Source organism: Actinosynnema sp. NPDC049800 (assembly GCF_040656635.1).
In the GTDB taxonomy this organism is placed as follows: domain Bacteria; phylum Actinomycetota; class Actinomycetes; order Mycobacteriales; family Pseudonocardiaceae; genus Actinosynnema.
This window is the reverse complement of the sequence record NZ_JBFAMT010000023.1, coordinates 52959-77761: the sequence shown is the minus strand read 5'-3', so window position 1 is coordinate 77761 and position 24803 is coordinate 52959. Positions and strand designations below refer to the sequence as shown.

The 24803-nt window shown below is 73.0% G+C and carries 19 protein-coding genes; 11 read left to right on the top strand and 8 right to left on the bottom strand.

What is annotated here, in order from left to right:
* Positions 1–29: 29 nt before the first annotated feature.
* Together AB0I91_RS24835 and AB0I91_RS24830 are read right to left on the bottom strand one after the other, a co-directional pair.
* Positions 30–1136: a polysaccharide deacetylase family protein gene (locus tag AB0I91_RS24835; protein ID WP_499639064.1), complete on the bottom strand. Its 1107-nt coding sequence runs from the start codon at positions 1134–1136 to the stop codon at positions 30–32.
* A gap of 200 nt (positions 1137–1336) precedes the next feature.
* On the bottom strand, positions 1337–5428 hold the full coding sequence (locus AB0I91_RS24830) for a WD40 repeat domain-containing serine/threonine protein kinase (RefSeq protein ID WP_499639062.1): 4092 nt from the start codon (positions 5426–5428) through the stop codon (positions 1337–1339).
* A gap of 364 nt (positions 5429–5792) precedes the next feature.
* Here AB0I91_RS24830 and AB0I91_RS24825 point away from each other — a divergent pair, with 364 nt between their 5' ends.
* On the top strand, positions 5793–6536 hold the full coding sequence (locus AB0I91_RS24825; protein ID WP_498778542.1) for a carbonic anhydrase family protein: 744 nt from the start codon (positions 5793–5795) through the stop codon (positions 6534–6536).
* Positions 6537–6576: 40 nt separating this feature from the next.
* On the opposite strand, the gene AB0I91_RS24820 is transcribed toward AB0I91_RS24825, so the two are convergent.
* Positions 6577–8085, bottom strand: a complete 1509-nt coding sequence (locus tag AB0I91_RS24820) for an IMP dehydrogenase (RefSeq protein WP_498778541.1) — start codon at positions 8083–8085, stop codon at positions 6577–6579.
* A gap of 257 nt (positions 8086–8342) precedes the next feature.
* Here AB0I91_RS24820 and AB0I91_RS24815 point away from each other — a divergent pair, with 257 nt between their 5' ends.
* Complete coding sequence (locus AB0I91_RS24815; RefSeq protein ID WP_498778540.1) at positions 8343–9218, top strand: hypothetical protein; 876 nt, start codon at positions 8343–8345, stop codon at positions 9216–9218.
* A gap of 21 nt (positions 9219–9239) precedes the next feature.
* Here the strand turns inward: AB0I91_RS24815 and AB0I91_RS24810 are convergent, their stop codons facing one another.
* On the bottom strand, positions 9240–10349 hold the full coding sequence (locus AB0I91_RS24810; protein WP_498778539.1) for a glycoside hydrolase family 53 protein: 1110 nt from the start codon (positions 10347–10349) through the stop codon (positions 9240–9242).
* 177 nt (positions 10350–10526) lie between these two features.
* Here AB0I91_RS24810 and AB0I91_RS24805 point away from each other — a divergent pair, with 177 nt between their 5' ends.
* Positions 10527–10925 (top strand): hypothetical protein, encoded by a 399-nt coding sequence (locus AB0I91_RS24805; RefSeq protein WP_498778538.1) that lies wholly within the window; start codon positions 10527–10529, stop codon positions 10923–10925.
* A gap of 143 nt (positions 10926–11068) precedes the next feature.
* Here AB0I91_RS24805 and AB0I91_RS24800 read toward each other — a convergent pair whose 3' ends face one another.
* Together AB0I91_RS24800 and AB0I91_RS24795 are read right to left on the bottom strand one after the other, a co-directional pair.
* Positions 11069–11740: a potassium channel family protein gene (locus tag AB0I91_RS24800; protein WP_498778537.1), complete on the bottom strand. Its 672-nt coding sequence runs from the start codon at positions 11738–11740 to the stop codon at positions 11069–11071.
* Entirely contained in the window at positions 11733–13100 is a 1368-nt protein-coding gene (locus tag AB0I91_RS24795) for a TrkH family potassium uptake protein (RefSeq protein ID WP_499639059.1), read from the bottom strand. Before AB0I91_RS24795 ends, AB0I91_RS24800 begins: the two co-directional genes overlap by 8 nt.
* Positions 13101–13479: 379 nt before the next feature.
* On the opposite strand from AB0I91_RS24795, the gene AB0I91_RS24790 reads away from it, so the two are divergent.
* Positions 13480–15489, top strand: a complete 2010-nt coding sequence (locus AB0I91_RS24790) for an APC family permease (protein ID WP_499639057.1) — start codon at positions 13480–13482, stop codon at positions 15487–15489.
* A gap of 128 nt (positions 15490–15617) precedes the next feature.
* Here the strand turns inward: AB0I91_RS24790 and AB0I91_RS24785 are convergent, their stop codons facing one another.
* Together AB0I91_RS24785 and AB0I91_RS24780 are read right to left on the bottom strand one after the other, a co-directional pair.
* Positions 15618–16250 carry a choice-of-anchor M domain-containing protein gene (locus AB0I91_RS24785; RefSeq protein WP_498778534.1) on the bottom strand — a complete coding sequence of 211 codons (633 nt, stop codon included), beginning with the start codon at positions 16248–16250 and terminating at the stop codon, positions 15618–15620.
* A complete protein-coding gene (locus tag AB0I91_RS24780; RefSeq protein WP_498778533.1) occupies positions 16247–16897 on the bottom strand; it encodes a choice-of-anchor M domain-containing protein in 651 nt (216 codons plus the stop codon). Before AB0I91_RS24780 ends, AB0I91_RS24785 begins: the two co-directional genes overlap by 4 nt.
* Before the next feature lie 194 nt (positions 16898–17091).
* Between AB0I91_RS24780 and AB0I91_RS24775 the strand changes: the two genes are divergently transcribed.
* Genes AB0I91_RS24775 through AB0I91_RS24745 form a run of 7 tightly spaced genes read left to right on the top strand, consistent with a single transcriptional unit; the run spans position 17092 to position 24782 of the window.
* On the top strand, positions 17092–18618 hold the full coding sequence (locus AB0I91_RS24775; RefSeq protein ID WP_499639055.1) for an anchored repeat ABC transporter, substrate-binding protein: 1527 nt from the start codon (positions 17092–17094) through the stop codon (positions 18616–18618).
* Entirely contained in the window at positions 18606–19427 is an 822-nt protein-coding gene (locus AB0I91_RS24770) for a TIGR03773 family transporter-associated surface protein (RefSeq protein WP_499639053.1), read from the top strand. Before AB0I91_RS24775 ends, AB0I91_RS24770 begins: the two co-directional genes overlap by 13 nt.
* Positions 19424–20176 (top strand): anchored repeat-type ABC transporter ATP-binding subunit, encoded by a 753-nt coding sequence (locus tag AB0I91_RS24765; RefSeq protein WP_499639051.1) that lies wholly within the window; start codon positions 19424–19426, stop codon positions 20174–20176. The genes AB0I91_RS24770 and AB0I91_RS24765 overlap by 4 nt, the downstream gene beginning before the upstream one ends.
* Positions 20173–21063: an anchored repeat-type ABC transporter permease subunit gene (locus AB0I91_RS24760; RefSeq protein WP_498778529.1), complete on the top strand. Its 891-nt coding sequence runs from the start codon at positions 20173–20175 to the stop codon at positions 21061–21063. The genes AB0I91_RS24765 and AB0I91_RS24760 overlap by 4 nt, the downstream gene beginning before the upstream one ends.
* The gene (locus AB0I91_RS24755; protein WP_499639049.1) at positions 21060–22373 is read left to right on the top strand and encodes a choice-of-anchor M domain-containing protein; all 1314 of its coding nucleotides are present in this window, start codon (positions 21060–21062) and stop codon (positions 22371–22373) included. Before AB0I91_RS24760 ends, AB0I91_RS24755 begins: the two co-directional genes overlap by 4 nt.
* Positions 22370–23980 carry a choice-of-anchor M domain-containing protein gene (locus tag AB0I91_RS24750; RefSeq protein WP_499617771.1) on the top strand — a complete coding sequence of 537 codons (1611 nt, stop codon included), beginning with the start codon at positions 22370–22372 and terminating at the stop codon, positions 23978–23980. Before AB0I91_RS24755 ends, AB0I91_RS24750 begins: the two co-directional genes overlap by 4 nt.
* Positions 23973–24782, top strand: a complete 810-nt coding sequence (locus AB0I91_RS24745) for a class I SAM-dependent methyltransferase (RefSeq protein WP_499639047.1) — start codon at positions 23973–23975, stop codon at positions 24780–24782. The genes AB0I91_RS24750 and AB0I91_RS24745 overlap by 8 nt, the downstream gene beginning before the upstream one ends.
* Positions 24783–24803: the final 21 nt, after the last annotated feature.

The window sequence follows — 24803 nt, the reverse complement described above, 5'->3', positions numbered from 1 at the left end:
TGCGGGGCGCACCGGCGTGCGTCACCGGGTCAGGGACTGGTGCAGCTCAGGGTCGTGGCCGACGGGGCGCCGGTGGCGATGAACCCGAACGTGGTCGAGGCGTTGGCGCCCAGCGACCCGTTCCACGCGGCGTTGCGGATCGCGGCCTGGCTGCCGGAGCCGACGGACACGCCGCCCCAGACCTGGGTGATCGTCTGGCCGGAGGCCAACGTCCACCGCACGGTCCAGCCGGTGATCGCGGAGCCCGCCGTCACCGTGACGTCGGCCTGGAAGCCGCCCTGCCACGAGTTGACCGTGCGGTACGAGGCGGTGCACGCCCCGGTCGGCGGTGTGGTGGTGCTGGTGGTGGTGGTCGTCGTCGTGGTCGAAGTGGTGGTTGTCGTCGTGGTGGTGGTCGTGGTGCTGGTCGGCGGGGTGTCCGAGGGTGCGACGGCCCGACCGGTCGACGGCGAGATCATGCCCGCGCACAGGTTGCGGCTCGCCAGGTTCGCGGCGATCTGCGGGACGGCGTTGATGGTGGTCTGGTAGCCGTCGTGCATCAGGATCACGCCGCCGTTCTGCAGCGTGGACGCGGCCTGCACGATCTGGGCGGTGCTGGCGTTGTTCCAGTCCCGCGAGTCCACGTTCCACAGCACCTCGGTCAGGCCGAACTGCGCTTCGACGGCCTTGAGGGTGCTGTTGGTCTCGCCGTAGGGCGGGCGGAACAGCTTGGGCGCGACGCCGGTGGCGGACTGGACGGCCTGCTGGGTCTGGGAGATCTCCGAGGTCATCTGGGCCTGGCTGAGCTGCGTCATGTGCGGGTGCGACCAGCTGTGGTTCTCCACCCACATGCCGGCGTCGCGCTGGCTGCGGGTGAGGGCCGGGTTCGCCTGGACGTTGTTGCCCTGGTTGAAGAACGTGGCCCGCAGCCCGGCCGACCGCAGCGCGTTGAGCAGCTGGGTGGTGGTACCGGCCTTGGGGCCGTCGTCGTAGGTCAGGGCGACGTAGCCGCTGGAGCAGTCGGCGGCGCTGGCCGCGTTCGGCAGCACGACGGCCAACGCGCCGAGCAACCCGACCGCGCCGGCCAGCGCGGCGACGCGTCGCCGCACGCCACGTGCCACCGGCCTGCCGGCATCGGTGGCGGCAGTTCTGGACATCACTTCCTCCAAGGGGTCGGACCGGGCTACGGGACGTAGCGACCGAAAGTTGCGATACCTGGACTGAGCTATTTCGGACAGTCAAGGCCGGATGATCGCCGGAGTCAAGCCTCGGACTCACCTATAGAGACGCGTGTTCGCAGGTAGATGCGCTGGCACGGCTGATAGCACTAGCGGTCCGGGGTTTCGAAAGTGTCGACTCAGGCGCACCCGGTGTCGTCCGGGTCGGGATCGGGGTGTTCGGCGAGGACCGCGCACAGCCGGGACACCGCCTCGGCCGGGTCCGTCGGGATCCGCAGCACTTCGTCACCGGCGCTGACCACCCCGTCGGCGGTGAAGGCCAGGCGCGTCGGTGGCGAGCGGTGGCCCTGGATCGAGGCCAGCGGTTCGCCGGCGGCGACGTCCCACAGGCGCACGTCGGGCCGGTCGGCGGAGACCGTGGCCAGGGTCGCGCCGTCGGGGGCGAACGCCAGGGCGGTGATCTCGGCGCCCACCGGGAACTCCCGCCGCACGTGCGCGGTGCTCGGGTCGACGAACTTGGCGACGCCGCCCGCCGCGACGACCAGCGAGCCGTCGTGGAAGCCGATGGCGACGTCGAGCCGGTCCTCGACGCGCCCTTCCTGCTGGGTGAACGACGCGGTGTCCCACACCCGCGACCACACGCTCACGTCGCCGAGCACCTCACCGGCCAACCACGCACCGTCGGGCGAGAAGACGAGGTCGCGCACCTGGTAGGGGAGTTCGAACCGCTTGCGCTCGGCGAAGGTGTCCAGCTCCCACACACCCATCTCGTAGCCGGTGGCGGTCTTCAGGCAGACCGCGATCAGGTCCGCCGACACCGCGAACCTCCGGACGTCGGCGTCGCGCGGCAGCGGCACCGTCCGCCGCGCGCCGTCGGGCGCGGTCACGGTGATCTGCTCGTCCGCGAGCACGGCGTGGTGCCCCCGTGGCCCGATCCGCACGTCCTCTCCGGCGACCGACCGGCCGTCCCCGGCGTGCACGACGCCGCGCGCGCCGGCGACCCACGCCGTGCCGTCGGCCGGATCGACGCCCAGGCCCGCGGCGGGGCCGAGCAGCCGGTCGGAGCGGGCCGGGTTCGGCCGCCACACGACCACCGTGTCGCCCGACGACGTGTTCGCCGCGACGGTGCCACCCGCCGAGGCCAGCGCGTGGACGGTGTGCGGGTTGCCCGCGTACTCGGCCATGACCTCCCCGGTGGCGGGGGAGAGGGCGAACAGGTCGGCGCCGTTGCTGGTGAGCACCCGCTCGCCCCCGTCGAGGACGGCCACCTGGCTGCGGGCACGGCCGAGTTCGCGCAGCGGTTCGGCGGTGTCCGGGTCCCAGAGCCGGATCGCCTCGTCCACGCGCGAGGACACCAGGTACGACGCGGCGTAGGCGAGGTGGACGAGGTTCTCCGAGCCGGGCAGCTCGTCGCGGTGCTCGGTGCGCAGGCCGACCCGCTCGCCCGCCGGCTCCCACAGCTCGACGGCGCCGTCGGACCGCCCGATGGCGAGCCTGCGCCCGTCGGGGCGGAACCGCAGGGCTGAGATCCACTCACCGGGCGCGAACGCCCGCACGCGGACGCCGTCGCGCCACAGCTCGACGCCGCCCGACACCGCGACCGCGAGCGTGCCGTCCGGGCTCCACGCGGCGGTGTTGCCCCCGTCGACGGTCCGTTCCACCGAGGCGGTCGCGATGTGCCAGACCCTGGTGCCCCGGTTCGAGACGGCGAGCCGGGCGCCGTCGGGCGAGAACCGGACCGCCGTGACGCCATGGCCCGAACCGCGTTCGGCCGCCAGGAGCGCGCGCCGTTCGGCGACGTCCCACACCAGCATCTCGCCGTCGTGCCCGCCCACGGCGACGCGGCGGCCCGTGGGGTCGACGTCGATCGTGAGCGCGCCGGCGAACGCGGGGTGGTCCCCTTGGCCGAGGGCCACGGGAGGCACGCGGCTCACCGCCGACAGCAGCGCCGACCGCGCCTCCGGGGTGGTGTCCGCGTGCCAGGCGCGCAGCGCGTCGCGCACCCCCGCGACCGGGTCCTCGGTGGTCAGCGACTCGGTGGCCAGCTGCCGGGACAGCCGCTGGGCCGACTCGCCGCGCGCCAGCACGGCCACGGTGGCGGCGATCGCGACGACCACGACCACCGCCAACGCCCCGGCGGTCACCGCCACCCGCCCGGCCCGGGAGCGGTTGAGCGCCCGTCGGCCCGCGTCGACGTAGTCCCGTTCGACGAGGGTCAGGTCGGTGCGCCCGTCGGCCAGGCTCAAGGTCGCGGCCAGGCGCGGTCCACGAGGCAGGTCGCCGGGGTCGCGGCCCGCGTCGGCCCACCGCTGCGCGGCGTCGGCGAGGCGGCGACGGGCCAGCAGGGCGTCGCGGTCCTCGTCGACCCACGCCCGCAGCCGCGGCCAGGCCGACAGCAGCGCCTCGTGGCTGAGCTGGGCGCCGTCCCGGTCGACGGTGACGAGCCGGGCGGCGACCAGCTCGTCGAGCACCGGTCCCGGCGGCGCCACCGCACGGCGCCGGGTGACCGCGCCGCCGTCGTGCACGCTCACCATGCCCAGCACGGTGGCGCGCAGGACCGCGCGGTCGGCCGCGGTCAGCTTGGCGTGGACCTGCTCGGCGGTGCGCGCGACCGCGCCGTCGATCCCGCCGGTGGCCAGGTACGCCGCCAACGTGAGCGTGTCGCCCTGCCGGTGGTGCCAGGTCTCGCGCAGCGCGTGCGCGAGGCGGGGCAGCGCGCCCGGGTCGTAGTCGGGCCCGCCGAGGTCGGCGATCAGCCTGGCGGGCAGGCCCGGCTCGACCGCCGTGCCCACCGCCGCGGCGGGCGCGGTGATCGCCTCGCTGAGCTCGTCGACGCCGAGCGGTCCCAGGATCACCGACCGGGCCAGCGCGCGGCGCAGCGGCGGCAGGCCGATGCACTGCTCGACGAAGTCGGCGCGCACGGCCAGCACCACCAGGCCCAGGCCCGGATCGGCCAGGGCGGCGGCGAAGGCCGCGCGGTCGGACTCGTCGACGTCGTGGGTGAACAGCTCCTCGAACTGGTCGACCACGACCAGCACGCGGGCGGCCGGATCGAGCCTGCCCGCGCGGATCTGCCGGACGAGCGCGGCGGTGTCCTGCCCGGTCCGCGCGGCGACCGCGGCGGCCAGCGCGCCGACCGGGTCCGGGCCGGGGGTGAGGACCACCGCGGGCCAGTCCGCCGCCGCGGGTAACAGCCCTGCCCGCACCAGCGACGACTTGCCCGAGCCCGACGCGCCCACCAGCACCGTCGGCTCCGGCCGGACGAGCTGGTCGGCCAGGCGCACCAGCAGGTCGGTGACCACGTGCCCGCGACCGTGGAACCAGCCCGCCTCCTCGGTGGCGAACCCCCGCAACCCGGGGTACGGGCAGCCCTCGCCGCCCGCGACCACGGCCGTGCCGGCGGCCGACCGGATGATCGCCTCGACGAACCGCTCCTGGTCGGCGGTGTCCGCGGCGACCGTCGCGGTGCCGTTGGCGCGTAAGGCGTCGACGGCCGCGGTGATCAACGCCGTCGCCGTGGGGTAGCGGTGGCCGGGGTCCTTGGCCAGGCCGCGGGCCAGCACCGCGTCCAGGGCGGGACCGATGCGCGGGTCCAGCCGTGACGGCGCGGGTGGCGGTTCCAGCAGGTGCGCGGCCAGCTTCGCGGCCGGTTCCGCGCGGCCGAACGGCACCCGCCCGGTCAGGCCCTCGTAGAGCACGCACGCCAGCGAGTACACGTCGGCACGGCCGTCGGCCTCACCGCCGAGGCGCTCGGGCGCGAGGTAGTCCAGCGAGCCGATGAAGTGGCCGGTGCGGGTGATCGCGGTCGCCGCCGAGGACACCGGGCGGGCGATGCCGAAGTCGGCCAGGTACGCGTGGCCCGCCCGGTCGACCATGATGTTGGACGGTTTGACGTCGCGGTGCACCAGCCCGGCCGCGTGCGCGGCGTCGAGCGCCTCGGCGACCTGGCCCAGCAGGACGAGCAGGTCGTCCGGGGCCGTGCCGTCGGCCAGCAGCCGGTGCAGGTCGACGCCGTCGACGAGCATCATGTCCAGGTACAGCGTCCCGTCGATCTCGCCGTAGGCGTGCACCGGCACCACGTGCGGGTGGGTGAGCGCGGCGGCGATCCGCGACTCACGGCGGAACCGCGCCTCGTACTCCTCGTCACGGGTCAGCAGCCGCTTCAGCGCGACCGTGCGGCGGTGGGCGGTGTCGAAAGCGCGGTGCACCACCCCCATGCCGCCGCGGCCGAGCAGCTCGCCCACCCGGTATGGCCCGAATCGCTCCGCCATGCCCCTCCTCGCGTCCTCCCGGAAGTCAACCGCGCTCGGCGCCGCGCTGGACCGGGTTCGCCGGAGGACGCGGAACTTTCCGGTTCCCGGACCGGGCGGCCCGCGCCGTCGGGGCCGGACCGGCCACGGGCGGGCGGCACCTCGAACGATTTCTTCGAATTGGGCGATTTCGGCTTTTCCGGTGGCCGCGGCAAATTGTCCGAAATGGCGATCTGTGACGAATGGCACAGGTTGTTATGTCGTTTCCGGCGTTTTCGGGTGATTTGTTGACCTATTGATTATCACTCGAACGGGTCAATGATGGTGCGGTCCCGCCGAGCGGGTCGACCCCCGCCCGGTCCCTGTCCCCGAAGGGCTGCGCCACGTGGCAAGAAAAGGCATCGTCGCCGTCGCCGTACCGGTCGTCCTCAGCGCGTTGTTGACCGCCGGCGTCGCACCGGCCCAGTCGCAGGTGCCGTCGCAGAGCCCGATCGACCTCACGCCGTCGTCGATCCGCTTGGACCCGCACCTGCCCCCGCTGCTGATCTCCTACGGGCACCACGCCGCCGGCGACCTGCACTACGTCCGCAAGGACGCGGCGGCGGCCGACGGCTGCGCCGTGCGCGACCACGAGGAGACCGAGGAGTTCGAGGTCGAGCCCGGCGCCGGCCACGTCACGCTCTCCGGCGTCCGGTACGACCTCGTGCAGTTCCACTTCCACACCCCGTCGGAGCACCGCTTCGCCGGGCACGCCGACCCGCTGGAGATGCACCTGGTGCACCGCAGCGCGGCGGGCGCCCTGCTGGTGATCGGCGTGCCGCTGCGCGTCGGCGCGCCGTCCACTGTGGACAAGGTGCTGTCGCGCCTCGCGCCCGAGTGCGGCGACGAGGTGCACCTCGCCGACATCGACCTGAACACCCTGCTGCCGGTGAACCGCGCCACGGCCCGCTACACCGGCTCGCTCACCACGGCGCCGTTCACCGAGGGCGTGCAGTGGTTCCTGATGGGGGAGAAGACGGTCACCCAGGCGACCGTCTCCCGCTTCCAGAGCCTGTTCTACGAGGGCAACGCGCGTCCCGTGCAGCCGTTGAACGGCCGCACCGTCCAGGTCGAGCTGCCGCACATCTGACACCGGTGGTGGCGGCGCCGCCCGCGCCGCCACCGCCGACTCAGTCCAGCGTGGTGTCGGCGCTGTCGCGCACGGCGACCGCGGCGGCGTTCTCCTGGTAGCTCTGCTCCGACACCAGGGTCACCCGCGCGGTGGACTGGAAGACCGGGATGGTCGCCGCGCCGCAGGACGCCATCGTGGCCTTGATCTTGGCCACGGTCAGGGCGAGCGCGTCGCCGAGGTCGCCGACGTACGGCACGTAGCCGTCCACGCCCTCCTCGAAGTGCAGCTTGTCCTCGCCCTGGTCGTAGCGCTGCCAGTTGCGGGCCCGGCTGGAGCCCTCGCCCCAGTACTCCTTGAAGACCGAGCCGCCGATGCGCACCTTCTTGCCCGGCGACTGGTCGAACCGCGCGAAGTAGCGGCCCATCATCACGAAGTCCGCGCCCATCGCCAGGGCCAGGGCCATGTGGTAGTCGTGCAGCAGGCCGCCGTCGGAGCAGATCGGCACGTACTCGCCGGTGCGCCGCGCGTAGGCGTCACGGGCCTCGGCGACGTCCATGACCGCGCTGGCCTGGCCGCGGCCGATGCCCTTCTGGTCGCGGGTGATGCAGATCGAGCCGCCGCCGATGCCGACCTTCACGAAGTCCGCGCCCGCGTCGGCCAGGAACCGGAACGCCTCGCCGTCCACGACGTTGCCACCGCCGATCGGCACCTGCGGGAACTCGCGCTTGACCCACCGCAGCGCCTCGGCCTGCCAGTCGCTGTAGCCGTCGGACGAGTCCAGGCACAGCACGTCCGCGCCGGCGGCGACCAGCGCGGGCACGCGGTCGCGGTAGTCGTGCGTGTTCACGCCCGCGCCGACCCGGAACCGCTTGGCCGCGTCCACCACCGCGCCGGGGAACTGCTTGTGGTCGGCGTAGTCCGAGCGGAACACGAGGTGCTGGAGGTGCCCGGCGCCGTCGACGACCGGCAGGCAGTCGAGGCGGTCCTCCCACAGCAGCGTGTTGGCCTCCGACAGGGTGATGCCCTCCTTGCCGCAGGTCAGGGTGTCCGCGGCGCGCATCCGGTCGGCGACCGGGAGGTCCAGGTCGTGCCGGTCGGAGTGGAAGTCGCGGGACGTGACCAGGCCGACGAACCGGCCGTGCGGCGTGCCGTCCTCGGTGACGGCGGCGGTGTTGTGGCCGGTGGTCTTCATCAAGCCGACGAGGTGCCGCAGCGGGTCGGTCGGGCGGACCGTCGTGTCGCTGACCACGAACCCCGCCTTGAAGTTCTTCACGAACCGCACCGCGTCCGCCTGGTGCTCCACGGACTGGTTGTGGTGCAGGAAGCTCAGGCCACCGGACCGGGCCAGGGCCACCGCCAACCGGGGCGAGCTGACCGCCTGCATGATCGCCGACGTGAACGGCGCCGACAGCCGGATCGGCGACGACTCCCCGACGGCGTGCCGCACGAGCGGCGTGCCGAGGTCGACCTTCGCGGGCGTGCACTCCGCGGTGGTCCGGTTGGGCAGCAACAGGAACTCGTTGAACGTCCGCGACACACCGGGCACGATCTCGACCACGAGCAGCATCTCCGAATCACCACGCCGGGCAGTCCCGGCCGCACCTCGCCGGGCGGTCCCGGCTCCACCTTGTCCGCGCAGCCTCCCACACCGCGGAGGGCACGCCGTGTCGCGAGCGAGCCGCTCGCCGCCTATGCTGGGCGGATCCCCGCCGGGCCGTACCTGCTCGTCGTGCCGCGCGCACCACCCCGCGACGGGCCGCCCGAGCCGGCTCACTTGTCCCCCGGTCGGGGGACCTCACCCCCCACTATCGAGGACCGGAACACGTGACCTTGCCCTACGGGTCGGACGACGACCACGCCGCCGACCGCTTCGTCAACAACGCGCTGCGCAGCCGTGACGAGGAGACCTGGCGGCTGCTGGCCTCCGACGCCTACGTCGAGCAGACCGACCGGGTGCTGCGGGCGATGCTGGACCGGATCGCGGCGACGCGCGCGCACCGCGCGGCCGATCGCGCCGCCGCACGGGCACGTGCGCTCGACGGTGAGATCAGCCAGGCCGAGTACCAGCGCGACGCGGCCGAGGACGCCAACCGCGCCACGAAGACCGCCCACTTCGAGACGTTGGTGCGCGAGCACCACCGGCTCATCGCGGCGGCGGCCCGGCGGCTGCGCGGCGACGACGTCCGGGACGAGCTGACCGACCTCGTGCTCGCCCTGGGTTCCGCGGTCGACGCCCACCGGACCGCCGTGCTCGCCGGCGGGACCGAGCCGACCGAGGCCGACCTGGCGTTGTGGGCGCGGCTGGCCACGCTCGACGTGCCCGACACCTCCGACGGCGAGGGGCGCACGTCGGTGGAGGAGCTGGTGCGGCGGCACTCGACGCGGCAGGACGACTTCGGGCGCGTGCTGGCCGGGATCATCCTGGACGTGGCGGGCGACGAGGCGTCGGTGCCGCGCGCCGCGCTGCTGACCGCGTGGAAGAGGGAGGTCGCGCCGATGCTGGCCGTCGAGCAGAAGACCGAGTTCGCGGCCAAGGGCAAGGGCTCGTTGGTGACCGAGAAGCTCCGCAAGACCCTGGGCCACTTGGAGCGCAAGGGCCTGGTCAAGCGCTCCGGCACGCCGGACGAGCAGCGGCTCGACGTGCTCGACCGGTCCGGTCTCGAGGAGTTGGCCGAGGGCGCCGGGGGACCTGAGGCGTGACGGTCGCCCGGCGCCGTCGGGTCACGGGGTCCAGCGGACCTCGGGGTTGATGCGGCCGCTCCAGTCGAAGGTCGCCATGTTGTCCCAGCCGTTGCCGCTGTGCTCGATGTCGGCGGGGTCCCAGCCGTTGCCGGGCACCGCGTACCAGGTCGGCTCCCAGTAGAAGACGCCGATGGCGCCCGCGTTGCGCGCGGTGTTCTGGACGTGGGCGAAGTTCTTCGCCTGGCCCGCCCACGTCAGCGGGTAGTCCGTGCAGCCGGAGGTGATGGAGTTGCCGGTGCTGTCGGCGTTCCCGGTGGTGAACGGGTAGGCCGTCTCGGCGAGCACGACGTCCTTGCCGTAGCGGGAGCGCACGTCGGTGATGACGTTGTAGAGGTTGGCCAGCGTGCCGTGCCACATGCAGTAGTACGACAACGCGGTGATGTCCCACGCCACGCCCTTGGACCTGATGCCGTCGTAGAACCAGCGGGCGTGGGCCAGGCTGTCGGCGTTGGCCGTGTGGACCATGACCTTGGTGCCGCTGTTGCACGCCTTGGTGGCGTTGTAGCCGGCCTTCAGCAGCAGGCTGAGGTTGGTGAAGTCGTTGTTGACGACCTTGCCGTCGTTCCAGAGCATGCCGACGTTGATCTCGTTGCCGATCTGCACGCTGTCCGGCGTGGTGCCCTGGGCCTTGAGGCTGGTGCAGACGTCGTGGGTGTAGTTGTAGACGTCGGTCTGCAGCTGGCCGATGCCGTGGCTCGACCAGGCGGCCGGCTTGTACTGCTTGCCGGGATCGGCCCACGTGTCGGAGTAGTGGAAGTCGACCAGCAGCTTGAGCCCCTTGGCCTTCACGGTCTTGGCGTAGGCGAGGACCTTCGCCTTGTTGTTGTAGCCGCTGCGCGGGTTGTTCCAGACGCGCAGGCGGACGTAGTTGACGCCCGCGCCCTTGAGGATGTCGAGCGGATCCCGCGCCGTGCCGGACGCGTCGTAGTACTTCGCGCCGAGGTCGAGGGCGCGTTGCGCGGTCGAGACGTCGGCTCCGAGCATGCTCAGCGAACCGGCCGCGGAGACCGCCGGGGTGAGCGCGGCCAGCGGGAGCACGGCGGTCGCCAGGGCGAGGACGGCCTTGGCCGCCCGGGTGGGTCCGGACATCCGATCTCCTTTGATCGAGGTGCGGCGCGGCGGCGATGGGCTGTGTACGTGCACAAAATGAAAGCGCAGATCGATGTGTAGCTCAAGCCATCGCGGGGCTCAGTTGACTGGGAACGTGCACAGGGCAGTGGCGGGTTGTCCGGTTCGGGGTGTCCGGCGGGTCGGTAGCGTGCGGCCATGGTGCCGGTGCTGCTCGTGCTGGGAGCGTTGGGGACGCCGGTGACCGGGCTGCTCGTCCGGCCGGACGTGCGCGGGGCGCGGCACGGCAACGAGATGTTCGTCGAACTCGGCCGGTTCGGTTGGTACGGCTACCTGGCGGTGTCCGTCGCCGTGCTGGCCGTCGGGCTGGCGGGCGTGCCGGTCGGCACGCCGCGGGGACGCGGGCGCGGCGCCGGTGCGGCCACGGCACTGCTGACCCTCACGCTCGTGTTCGGCGCGATCCACGTGGTCGTCGTCGCGAACGGCATGTTCCACGGCGACGGCAAGCCGTGGCACGCCGCGGTGGCCGCGCTCGCCGGGGTGGCCGCCGCGACCGCGCTGCTCTTCGCCCGGGTGCGACTGCGGCGGGCCGGCTGAGCGCGCGCGCAGCCCCGGGCCGGCTGCGATCCGGCGCACGATGCCTGCCGACCGGACAACGTCTCACCGGCCGCGCGGGACGTCGTCGACGACCACGTTCGCCACGTCTCCGTCGTCCTCGCGCAGGACGGTGCCGACGCCGTTCAGACGAGGTCGGCGAAGGTCTCCACCTGGTTGGTGCGGCCGGCGACGATGAGGATGTCCCCGTCCCGCACGACGGTGTCGGCGGTGGCGTAGGTGAAGTCGTGGCCGGGGCGCTTGATCGCGACCACGGTGACGCCGTGGTGGGTGCGCAGCCTGCTCTGCCCCAACGGGACGCCGACGGCACCGGCGGGCGCGACGGTCTTGACCATCGCGTAGTCGTCCTCGAACTCGATGTAGTCCAGCATCCGGCCGGTGACGAGGTGGGCGACGCGTTCGCCCATGTCGTGCTCGGGCAGCACGACGTGGTGCGCGCCCACGCGTTCGAGGATGCGGCCGTGCTGGCGGCTGGTCGCCTTGGCCCAGATGTGGGGGATGGCGAAGTCGACCAGCAGCGCCGTGGTGAGGATGCTGGCTTCCAGCTCGGTGCCGATGGCCACCACGGCACGCCGGAAGTCCGGCACGCCGAGTTGCCGCAGCGCGGTCTCGTCGGTGGTGTCGGCCACGGCGGTGTGGGTGAGGTCGTCGGCGTAGCGCTGCACGATCGCGGGCCGGGAGTCGATGCCCAGCACCTGCGAGCCGTGCGCGACGAGTTCGCGGGCCAGGGAGCTGCCGAAGCGGCCGAGGCCGATGACGACGACGCGTCCGGGACGGGGTGCGCTGCTGCTAGCCAACGACGGGTCGCTCCTCGGGTAGTTCGTAGCGGCGGGCGCGCTCGCGCAGGGCGAGCGCGGCGGCCAGGGTGATCGGGCCGAGCCGACCGATGAACATCAGGACCACCAGCAGCACCTGCCCCGCCGGTGGGATGGCGGCGGTGATGCCGGTGGACAGGCCGACGGTGCCGAACGCGGAGATGGTCTCGAACAACACCGCGTCCAGCGGGAAACCCGTGATCAGCAGCAGGGCGAACGTCGAGGCGGCCACCGCGCCGACGCCGAGCAGCGCCACCGTGAGCGCCTGGCGCTGCACCTCGGCCGACAGCCGCCGACCGAGCACGTGCACGCTCGGCTCGCCGCGGATCTCGGCCGCGATGACGAACGCCAGCAGCGCGAACGTGGTCACCTTGATCCCGCCCGCGGTGCCCGCGCTGCCGCCTCCGATGAACATCAGCAGGTCCGTGACCAGCAGCGACGCCGGCGACATCTGCGCGACGTCGAGCGAGTTGAACCCGGCCGTGCGCGGGTTGACCCCGTGGAACGCGCCCACCAGCAGCTTGCCGGGCACGCTCAGCGGACCGAGCGTGGCCGGGTTGGACCACTCGATCGCGGTGATGGCGACGACGCCGAACACCAGCAGCGCGGCGTAGGTGAGCAGGGTGATGCGGGCGTGCAGGGTCCAGCGGCGCAGCGTGCCCCGCAGCCTGCGGCCCAGCTCGAACAGCACCGGGAAGCCCAGGCCGCCGGTGATGATCGCCAGCATCACCGGCACCGTGATCCACGGGTCGGTGGCGTAGGGGGTCATGCTCGTCGCGTAGAGGGCGAAGCCCGCGTTGTTGAACGCCGAGACGCCGTGGAACACCCCCTCGTACACCGCGCGTCCCCACGGCATGCCGTAACCGGTGGCGAACCGGAGGGTCAGCACGACCGCGGTCACCGCCTCGACCGCGAGGCTGACCGCGATGACCCGCCGCACGACGCCGCGGACCTCGCCCAACCCGCCCGCCTTGGTCTCCGCCTGCGCGGTCAGCTGCATCCGCAGCCCCAGCCGGCGGGCCACCAGCATCCCGAGCAGCGTGGCCAGCGTCATGATCCCCAGCCCGCCGGCCTGGATCAGGCCCAGCACGACCACCTCGCCGAACGTCGACCAGTGCGTCGCGGTGTCCACCACCACCAGACCGGTCACGCACACCGCGGACGTCGCGGTGAACACCGCCGTGACCACGCCCGCCGACGACCCCGACTCGGCCGCCACGGGCAGCGCCAGCAGCACCGTGCCCAGCAGCACGGCCGCGCCGAACCCGAAGACCACCGTCCGCGCCGGATGAGCCGTGCCCGCGGTCACCCGTCGTCGAGGCGCGAGCCACGTCGTGCGCACATCCACCCCGTCCGGACGAGGGCGGTGCACTCGGACGCACCACCCGGAACACGTGCACCCGATCACACCGGAAGTCGGGCCGCCCCGCTCATTGACGCTTCCTTGACGCTGCTGAGCCGCATCTCACCGGCGTGAGGCCGCGGGCGACGTCAAGATCCCGTAAGGAACCGCGCACCGGGGTCCGACGGCCCGGTTCACCCTTTAGGGTCACCCGCGGTGGTCGGGGGACACGCCTGCCGGGCCGACCCGGAGCCCGGGTGGAGGTCCGGCGCGCCGGGAGCGACCCGACCCGCCCGCCACCGGTCGCCGTCGACCGCACGCCGTGCCGGCAACTCCGGACCACACCAGGCCGGACCGAGACCCCCTAGGCCCTGCCTCCATGTCCAAGCTCGCGACCGTCGCCAAGCGGCTCTTGGTCGGGCGGCCGTTCCGCAGCGACCGCCTGTCGCACACCCTGCTGCCCAAGCGGATCGCGCTGCCGGTGTTCGCCTCCGACCCGATGTCGAGCGTGGCGTACGCGCCGGAGGAGATCCTGCTGGTCCTCTCGGTCGCCGGCGCGTCGGCGTACGCGTTCAGCCCGTGGATCGCGCTGCTGGTCGCGGTGGTGATGGCCGCCGTGGTGGCCTCCTACCGGCAGAACGTCCGCACCTACACCTCCGGCGGCGGCGACTACGAGGTGGCCACCGTCAACCACGGCCCGAAGTGGGGCCTGGTGGTCGGCAGCGCCCTGCTGGTCGACTACGTGCTGACGGTGGCGGTGTCGATCGCGTCCGCCGCGGCCAACATCGGCTCGGCCGTGCCGTTCGTGGCGACCCACAAGGTCGAGTTCGCGGTCGGCGCCATCGTCGTGCTCACCGCGATGAACCTGCGCGGCGTGCGCGAGTCCGGCACCGCGTTCGCCATCCCCACCTACGCCTTCGTCGCCGGCATCCTGGCCATGATCGCGTGGTCGCTGGTCCGCGTGTACGTGCTGGGGGACGACGTGCGAGCGGAGAGCGCCGACTTCCGGCTGGTCGAGGAGCACGGTGGTCTGGCCGGACTCGGGCTCGCGTTCCTGGTCCTGCGCGCGTTCTCCTCCGGCAGCGCCGCGCTGACCGGGGTCGAGGCGATCAGCAACGGCGTGCCCGCGTTCCGCAAGCCAAAGGGCCGCAACGCCGCCATGACCCTGCTGATGATGGGCGTGCTGGCCGTCACCATGTTCCTCGGCCTGATCATGCTGGCCCGGCTCACCGGCGCCCAGGTCGCCGAGGACCCCGCGCACCAGCTGATCGGCGCGCCCGCGGGCTACGAGCAGAAGACCCTGGTCGCCCAGCTCGCCAACGCCGTGTTCGCCGGGTTCCCGCCGGCGACCTGGTACGTCATCTTCTTCACCGGCCTGATCCTGGTGCTGGCCGCGAACACCGCGTTCAACGGGTTCCCGGTGCTCGGCTCGATCCTGGCCCAGGACCGCTACCTGCCGCGCCAGCTGCACACCCGCGGCGACCGGCTCGTGTTCTCCAACGGCATCGTCTTCCTCGCCGGGTTCGCGATCGTGCTCGTGGTGGCGTTCGACGCCGAGGTGACGCGGCTGATCCAGCTCTACATCGTCGGCGTGTTCATGTCGTTCGTGATCAGCCAGAGCGGCATGATCCGCCACTGGACCCGGTTGCTGCGCACGGAGACCGACCCGGCGGCGCGGCGGCGGATGCGGCGCGCCCAGGCGGTCAACGCGTTCGGCTTCGCGATGACCGCCCTGGTGCTGGCCGTCATCCTGATCACCAAGTTCACCCAGGGCGCCTGGATCTCGCTCGCCGCGATGGCGGCCATCTACGCGTTGATGGCCGCGATCCGCCGCCACTACCAGCGGGTCGCCGACGAGCTCCGGGAGGACGACGACGAGTCACCGATCGGGCTGCCGTCCCGCAACCACGCGATCGTGCTGGTGTCCAAAGTGCACCGTCCCACCAAGCGCGCGCTGGCCTACGCCAAGGCGGTGCGGCCGGACCGGCTCGAAGCGGTCACGGTCAACGTGGACGACAAGGACACCAGGGAGCTCGTCGCCCTCTGGAACGAGCAGGACTTCTCCATCCCGCTCAAGGTGATCGAGTCGCCGTACCGCGAGATCACCAAACCGGTTCTGGACTACGTCAATCGGGTGCGCACCGACAACCCCCGCGACGTCGTCACCGTCTTCCTCCCCGAGTACGTCGTCGGGCACTGGTGGGAGCAACTGCTGCACAACCAGAGCGCGCTGCGCCTCAAGGGCAGGCTCCTGTTCCAGCCCGGCGTCATGGTGACCAGCGTGCCGTGGCAACTGGCCTCCTCGGCCAAGGTCCGCGACCGCCTCACGCCCGCGCCGGGCGCGATCCGCCGCGGCCTCGACGCCAAGAACGAGGAACTCGACCGCTGAGCCACCCGCTCGACCGCCGCCGCCCGCGCGCCCGGCACCGCTGCCGCTGGGCCGCCGCGCGATCGCCCGCGCGCCCGCCACCGCTGCCGCCCGTTCGACCGGGCGGCAGCGTGGTCGGCTCTGGGGTGTCAGGGCTGGACGGTGAAGGTGTAGCTCTTCTGCCCGGTGGTCACGGCGCCGCCGGCGGCCTTGGTGGCGGTGGCTTCGAAGACCACGGTGTAGGTGCCCGCCGCCTCGAACGCCCAGTTGGCGTGCGCGTGGGTGTTGACCGCGATGGTCCGGCTGTCGGGCAGGCCGTTGCCGCTGTCGAACCACACGGTGGGCGTGCCGAGGCTCGTCGTGTACACGCTGACGTCCGCGGGGCCGGAGACCGAGACGAGCTTGGCGGTCACGGTGTTGTTCAGCAGCACGCCGGACGGCACGCCCTGCGTGTTGATCCCGGGCCACAGGATGCCGGTGACCTGGGCCTGCGGGAGCACCCACACCGTGGAGCCGGGCGTGCCGAGGAACGAGTACGCGGAGTTGGCCGGCACGGTGGTCTTGCTCGCCGGCACGGCGTCGAGCACGACGGTGGACGGGTCGCGGTCGACGGCGGGGGACACGGTGGCGTCGTGGACGTCCAGCGTCAACGTGCTGCCGGTCCAGTCCACGTCGAGGACGTCGACGTGGCCCTGGGAGATGGTGGCGGCGTGCGCGGTGCCGGGCAGGAGCAGGGCGGCGGTCGCGGCGAAGGCCGCGGCGGCGAGGACTCGGGATCTCATGCGTTCACCTTGAACCGGTAGAGGGCGGGCGCGGAGGTGACCTTCTGGCCGGTGGCGGCGAGCACGCCGCTGACCCGGACCACGACGGCGTAGTTGCCGGCCGCCTCGAACGCCCAGTTGGCGTGCTGGTGGTTGCCGGCGGTGAGGCCGACCGCGTCGGGCAGGCCGTTGCCGCTGTCCACGAGCACGGTGGGCGCCCCGACGGCGTCGGTGGTGAAGACGCTGAACCCGGCGGGGCCGTAGACCCACTCGAACCGCAGGGTCAGGGCGTCGCCGACGAACACGCCGGGCTCGATCTCCTCGGTGGCGATGCCGGGCCACAGCAACGCCGGGTCCTCGACCTCGGGCAGCACCCAGACCGGGCTGCCCGCCGCGCCGAGGAACGAGTAGGCGGGATCGGCGGGCACGGTGGTGCGGGCCGCCGACTTGGCGACGATCTTCACGTCGGACGGCGCGTACTCGACGTCGTTGGTCTCGTCGTGGACGTGGACGTCGAACTGCCCGTCCTCGAAGGCGATGCCGATGACGTCGACGTGCCCGCTGTCGAGGACGACCGCGGTGGTGGACGCGGTGGCCGGTGCGACGACGGCGCCCAGGAGGGCCGCCACCGCCAAGGGCAGCAGAGCGAGGCGTGCTGAGGTGCGCACGGTGGAGTGCTCCGTTCGTGGGGTGGATGGGCCCGATCGGGCCGCGACCGCAGTGTTGCAGACGATAATCATTTCCGTTAGGGCTGAACGGTCGGTGATCGACTGGGCCGCCCGGCCTATTGAAAACGGTTGTCGTTCGTATTAGGTTCGCGGTGCCACGCCGGTCGACCGGCGTCCGTCTGGAGGAAAAACCCATGCACGTGCGTGCGTTCCCGCGCGCCATCGCGGCGTTCTCGGTCGCCGTGCTGACCGCCTGCTCGGCCGCCGGCGGCGGTGCGGCGGACGGGGTGTCGGTGGTCACGACCACCGAGATCCTGGCCGACCTCGTGCGCAACGTCGGCGGCGAGCGCGTCCGGGTCGACTCGCTCGTGCCGCCCGGCGGCGACCCGCACTCCTACGAGCCCGTGCCCGCCGACGCCAAGAAGGTCACGCGGGCCGACGTCACGTTCACCAACCACCTCCTGCTGGAGGAGCAGCGCCTGATCAAGGCCATCGACGCCAACGTGCGGGAAGGCACGCCCAACGTCTCGCTGGCCGAGGTGTCGGAGACCTACGGCGCGCACGTGATCCCGCTGGTGGAGAACATCGGCCTGGACGTGCTCTGGCTGGGGCTGCGGGTGCGCGGCGACGGCAAGCACAAGGGCGCCACCCGGTCCTCGGAGGTCCGCCTGGCGGCGACCGCGCTGGACGGGCCGGGCGAGCTGGTCCTGTACCTGACCGAGGCGTTGGGCAAACCGGTGGTGTACTTCAACTCCGCGGACGAGCTGTCCGAAGTGGACGCCACGACCCTGCCGCCGGCCGCGCACACGCACCTCAACTGGGCGTTCACCCGGCCCGGCGTCTACCGGCTGACGCTCGCCGCGACCCTGCTCAACGGCGGCGCGAGCGCGCCGATCCCGTTGGGGGAGAGCACGTTCACCTTCGCCGTGGGCGTCGACCCGACCGGCGTGGCGGGCACCGTGCTGAACGAGGGGCACACCGACCTCACCGTCGACCTCGACACCGGCGAGCTCTACACGCTCAACGACGCGACGGGCGGCGCGAACCAGCGGCAGGTCGTCCCGGCGGCCGACGCGGTGATCGAGGTGCCCAACAAGGCCATCGCCACCATCCCGGACGACCCGCGGTTCGCCTTCCTCGGCGCGCCCGGCGGCTCGGTGCACCAGCTGCCGCAGGCTGTGCTGGGCAAGCACGTGCACGGCGAGATCGACCCGCACCTGTGGCAGGACGTGCGCAACGCGCGCGCCTACGTCGAGGTCGTGCGGGACACGTTGCGCACCGCGGACCCGGACGGGGCCGAGGTCTACGACCGCAACGCCCGCGCGTACCTCGACCGGCTCGACGAGCTGGACGGCTACGTGCGCGAGACCGTCGCCCGCGTGTCGCCCGAGCACCGGCACCTGGTCACCACCCACGACGGCTTCGGCTACTTCGCCGCCGCCTACGGGTTGACCGTCGCGGGCTTCGTGGTGCCCAACCCGGCGCAGGAACCGAGCGTGGAGGACGTGCGCAAGTTGTCGGAGACGGTGCGGAACCTGAAGGTGCCGGCGGTGTTCATGGAGCCCAACCTCGCGCAGCGCGCTTCGGTGCTGAGCCAGGTGGCCCGGGACCAGTCGATCGACGTGTGCCTGCTCTACGGGGACGCGTTCGACGACAAGGTCGGCAACTACGTGGACATGATGCGGCACAACGCGGACGAGGCGGTCCGATGCCTCGCCTGACGCGGTTGCTCGCGCTGCTAGCCGTGCTCGTGACCGTCCAGCCGGTCGCCGTCGCGCACGCCGCCGAGCAGGTGGTCGTCTCGGACGGCCACGTGGACCTCGGGCCGCGCTTCGTGGACGGCCGGTGGACCGTGCAGCTGCGTGACGACACCGGTGACGCGCCGCAGTGGCGCGCGCTGTCGGACGTCGTGCTGCACGTGGCCGACACGGCCCGCACCACCGTCCCGGACGACCCGGCGTACGACTTCCTCGGCGACCGGGGCGGCCCGATCTGGGTGCTGCCGCAGGTCGAGCAGGACGGCGTGGTGTGGCCCGGCTGGAACACCCAGGACCCGGAGGTCACCGCGGCGGTCGAGCGCGAGGTCACCTGGCGCCTGCACGGCGTGCGCGGCCCCGGCCGGTTCGTGCTGTTCCTCAGCGGCAACTTCGGCGCGCCGACCACGATCTTCAGCAGCGCCGAGCCTGCGCCGCAGGAGACGGGCATCGAGGCGGGCACCCACGTGCACGGCAACTGGGTGTTCGGCGCGCCGGGCACCTACCTGCTCGACGTGGAGATGGCCGCGACCACGAAGGAACGCGCGCAGGTGGCCGACCGGAGGGTCCTGCGCGTGCACGTCGGCGACGCCACCGACCCGCGATCTGCCTTTGACGTGGCGGAAGCGGAAGCGAAGCCGGAGCCGGAGCCGCGTGCGGAACCCGAACCGGCGAGCGACCGGTCGTGGACGTGGGTCGGCCTGGGCGGCGGCGCGCTGCTCGTGGTGGCCGTCCTCGTGGCCGTGGTCCTGCGTCGTCGGAGGGGAGAGCGATGACCGAACCGATCCTGCGCATCCGCGACCTGGCCGTGCAGCTGGGCGGGCGGGAAGTGCTGTCCTCAGTGGACTTCGACCTCCGCGCCGGCGAGCTGGTCGGGCTGATCGGCCCCAACGGCGCGGGCAAGACGACGCTCCTGCGCACCGCGTTGGGCCTGCTGCCACCACACCGGGGCACGGTCGCGGTGCACGGCCGCACCGCCCGGCAGGCCCGGGGCGCGGTCGGCTACGTGCCGCAGCGCCACGAGTTCGCCTGGGACTTCCCGATCTCGGTCGCGAAGGCGGTCGCCACCGGTCGCACCCACCTGACCGGCCTGTTCGGCCGGCGGACCGCGGCGGACCGGGCGGCGGTGGACGACGCCATCACGCGCGTGGGCATGGACGACCTCCGGTCGCGTCCCGTCGGCGAGCTGTCCGGCGGCCAGCGGCAGCGCGTGCTGGTCGCGCGGGCGTTGGCCCTGCGTCCCCGCGTGCTGCTGCTGGACGAGCCGTTCACCGGCATCGACGCGCCGACCCAGGAACTGCTCGGCCGGCTGCTCACCGACCTGCGCGACGAAGGGGTCGCCGTGCTCATGACCACCCACGACCTCGCCGCCGCGACCACGTTGTGCACGCGGTTGTGCCTGCTCAACCGCACGGTCGTGGCCGACGGCGAGCCGGCCGCGCTCGCCGACACCGACATCTGGCTGCGCACCTTCGGCCTGGACCACGCCGAACAGCTGCTCCGATCCCTGGGGGTGAGGCGATGAGCGCCGTCCTCGACGCGCTGGCCGCGCCGTGGGAGTACGACTTCTGGCGGCGTGCCCTGCTGGTGGCGCTGCTGTCCGGCCTGGTGTGCGGCGTCGTCGGCGGGCACGTCGTGCTGCGCGGCATGGCGTTCATCGGCGACGCGGTCGCGCACGCCGTGTTCCCCGGCATCGCGGTGGCGTTCGTGCTCGGCGCCAACCTGGTGGTCGGCGGCGCGGTCGCGGGCGTGATCACCGCGCTGCTCATCGCGGTGGTCGCGCAGAACCGCAGGCTCAAGGAGGACTCGGTCATCGGGATCTTCTTCGCCGCGGCCTTCGGCCTGGGCATCGTGATCCTCAGCGCGGCGCCGGGCTACGGCGGGTCGCTGGAGTCGTTCCTGTTCGGGTCGATCCTCGGCATCAGCGACGGCGACGTGGTGTCGGTCGCGGTGATCGGCGCGGTCCTGCTGCTGGCCACCGCGCTGCTCAACGGCAGGCTGGTCGCCGCGAGCCTGGACCGCGAGCAGGCCCGCGCGGTCGGCCTGCCGGTGTTCTGGCTCGACATCGCGCTGTACGTGATGGTGACGCTGGCGATCGTGATCTCCTTGCAGGCCGTCGGCAACGTGCTCGTGCTGGCGCTGCTCGTGACGCCCGCCGCCGCGGCCCGCCTGCTCACCGACCGGTTGGGCGTGATGATGCTGCTCGCACCGGCCATCGGCGCCGGCGGCAGCGTGCTCGGCCTCTACCTCTCCTACGCCTTCGACCTCGCCGCGGGCGGGCTCATCGTGCTCACCCTCACCGGCGTCTTCGTGCTGTGCTGGCTGTTCGCGCCGCGGCACGGCCTGCTCACCCGTCCCCGTGGCCGCCGTTCGACGGCGGCCACCCCGGTTCCCGCGGAGGTGTCGTCGTGATCGCGGTCCGTGCCCTGGCGGTGGGCGGGGTGGCCGGTGCGCTGCTCGTGCTCGCTGCGCCGGCGTTCGCCGTGCCCGGTCAGGCGTCGGCGGTGCTGAGCGTCCGCGAAGGTGCCTTGGACCTCGCGGCGGGCGTCGACACCGTCGCGGCGGTGGACGGGCGGGTCGGCCTGCGGTGGGACACCACGGCGATCGCGCCCGGCGTCGCGTTCGGCGACGTGGTGCGGCTGCGCGCGGTCGTGCTCGATGGCCCGGGGCGGACCGGGTCGGAGCCGGTGACCGTGCCGGTGGCCACCACCGGGATCGCGGACTGGGAGTTCACCGCGCCGGGTCGGCACACGGTCCGGCTCGACGCGGACGCGCACCTGCTCGACGGCAGTCCCCTCCACGCCGAGCGCGTCTACGCGGTGGAGGTGGGCGCGCCCGCGCTCCCGGCCGACAACCGCGCGGCGGCGGAGCCCGCCGTCGTGCCCCGGGTCGGACGCGCAGTGCCGGAAGCCCTGCCGGAGGTCGTGCCACAGGTCGTGCCGGAGGTCGCCGCCGCGGGGCAGCCGCCCACCGCGACCGGCAAGGTCACGCTCGACCGCGGGCACGTCGACGCCCTGGCGCCCAGGCTCGTCGGCGACGGGTTGAGCGTGCACGTGAAGGACGGCAGCACGATCGGCGCGGTCACGTGGCGCGAACCGGCCGACGTCGAGTTCCGGATCACCGACGCCGCGCGCACCGCGTTGCCCGCGATCCCCGCGCTGTCGTTCCTCGGCGCGGCGGGCGGGCAGATCCACCTGCTGCCGCAGCAGGAGCAGCCGGGCATCCTCTGGATCGGCTGGTCCACCGAGGAACTGCGACCGGCGGACGTCGGCGGACCGGTCACGTGGACGCTCACGGGGGTGGACGGTCCCGGCCCGTTCGGGCTGTTCACCACGGGCTCGTTCGGCGCTCCGACGCTGATCTTCAACAGCACCGACGGCCTGCCCGACACCCACACCGTCGCGCTCGGCACGCACGCGCACGCGAACTGGGCGTTCGGCAAGCCCGGCCGCTACCGGCTGGACTTCAGCGTGTCGGCGGCCCGGCCCGACGGCAGCCCGCTGACCGACACCGCGAGCTACACCTTCGTCGTCGGCGACGCCCAGTCCACCGGCACCGCGGACACCGGCAACACCACTCCCGACGGCAGGCGGCCGACGCAGCTCGCCTCGACCGGTCCCGCCGAGGCGCCCGCCGCCACCGCGCTGGCCCTGGCCCTGCTCACCACGGGTGTGCTCGTGCTGGTCGTCACCCGCCGCCGTCCAGCCAAGGAGTCCTCGTGACCACGCACCACCGCCGTGGCCTCGCGCTCGTCGCCGCGTCCCTCACGCTGCTCGCCGGCGCGTCCATCCTCCCGGCCTCGGCCCAGGACGCCACGACCGTGGTCGACCAGGGCCACGTCGACCTCGTGGCCGGCTCCGTCGTGGACGGGGAGCTGGCCATCCGGGTCAAGGACGGCACCGTCGACCCGCCCGTGCTGCGCGACCCGGCGACGGTCGTGACGCACGTGAAGCCCGAGGCCCGCATCCAGGTGCCGGACCGGCCCGAGTACGCGTTCCTCGGTCCGGCGGGCAGCGACATCTGGGTCAGCCCCGAAGTGCAGGACCCCAACCTGGTCTGGCTCGGCTGGAACACCGAGTCCCTGACCGCGGACCAGGTCGTGCCCGGCTCGGTGCGCTGGACCCTCGACGCGATCGGCGGCGACCTGCCGGGCAGCGCGCCGCCGGGTGCGGTGACCGTGTTCCAGAGCGGGTCGTTCGGCGAGCCGCTGCCGCGCGTCTTCGACACGGCCAACCCCCTGCCCCAGCAGCACCCGGTGGAGCTCGGCACGCACGCGCACGCCAACTGGACGTTCGCCGCCGAGGGCGTCTACCGACTCACCTTCGCCCTCGAAGCCACCACCCCGACCGGCGAACCGTTGCGCGACACCGCGACCTACGCCATCGCGGTCGGCGAGATCGACCCGACCACCGTGGTTCCGGGCGCGGGGGAGCCCACTACTACTACGACGACAACGACCACAACAACAACAACAACCACGACGACTGCCGGTGCCACGACGACGACCACCACCACTGGTGCGCCGACGCCGTGCGTGGTCCTCGATGACGGGCACGTCGACCTCATCGCGCCGGGTCTCGTGGACGGCGTCCTGCGCACCCGGGTCAAGGACGGCACCGCGGGGCCGGACAAGGCGGTCTGGCGCGATCCCGCGGACGTGGTCGTGCACCTCGTCCCCCGAGCCCGCAACACCATCCCCGCCGATCCCGCCTACGCGTTCCTCGGCGACGCCGGGCAGCCGGTGTGGCTCATCCCGCAGACGCAGATCCCCGGCATCGTCTGGGCCGGCTGGAACACCGAGGCGCTGCGGCCCGAGCACGGCGACGTCACCATCACGTTGTCCGCGGTGGACGGACCCGGCCGGTTCGCGTTGTTCCTGACCGGCCTGACGCCGACCGTGCTGGCGAACTCCGGTGACGGCCTGCCCGACGCGGTGACCGTCGCGCCGGGCACCCACGCGCACGCCAACTGGGCGTTCGGCCGGGAGGGCGTCTACCGGATCACGGTCGAGGTCGCCGTCACGCCCGCCGGCGGGCAGCGCGTGGTGGACACCGACGAGTTCACCATCGCGGTCGGCGACGTCGACCCGGCCACCGCGCTCGGCCGTGACTGCGCGGCTCCCACCGGCACCACGTCACCGACCACGACCAGTCCGGCCGGCACCGTGCCGCCGACCACGACCACCCCGGCGGCGGCGGGCGGCTCGCGGCTCGCCAACACCGGCGCCGGATCGCTGGGTACTGTGTCGACGGTCGGCGCACTACTGCTCACCGGTGGCGCGGCACTGCTGCTGCTCACCCGATCCCGACGGCGAGGACTGGATGGCTGAGTCGATCCCGGCCGTGGTCGAGGCGTTCGACCACGGCAGTGCCGAGTTCGCCGAGTGGACGCCGCTGCTGTGGGACCCGATCGGCGCCGCGACCGTCGAGGCCGCGCCGCCACGACCGGGTGGACGAGTGCTCGACGTGTGCTGCGGGTCGGGTTCGTCGGCCATCCCGGCGGCGCGGGCGGTCGGCGTCGAAGGGCTCGTCGACGCGGTCGACCTCGCGCGCGAGCTGCTCGACCAGGGCATCCGACGCGCCGAAGGGTTGCCGCAGCTGCGGTTCCACCACGCCGACGCGTCCCGGTGGACCTCTGTGGACGGTCTGCCCTACGACCGGGTGCAGTGCGTCTTCGGCATCTTCTTCCTGCCGGACATGGACGCGGCCGCCGCGCACCTGGTCGGCCTGCTCCGGCCCGGCGGCGCGTTCGGCGTGACGACGTGGCGGCAGGGCAGCGTGGACGACGTGGTGGGTCCGCTGGTCCAGGCGCTCACCGAGCGGACGGGGCGGACGCTCGACCGCCCGGCGTCGGCGGAGCGTGCCGCGCGCGTGGACACCGGGGAGAAGCTGGCCGGGTGGTTGAGCGGCCTCGGATTGGGCGGGGTCGACGTGCGGTCGGTGGAGCGGGACATCCCCCTCACCCCGGACTCGGCGTGGAGCTTCGTGATGGGCTCGGGCATCCGGGCCGCTCTCGACGGTCTGGACGCCCCGGTCGTGTCCGCCGTCCACACCCGCTACCGCGAACTGATGGCCACGACGACCACACTGCGCGCCCGTGCGCTGGTCGGGACGGGCAACCGCCCGAGCTGAGCCTCCGGACGCCCCTGCCGC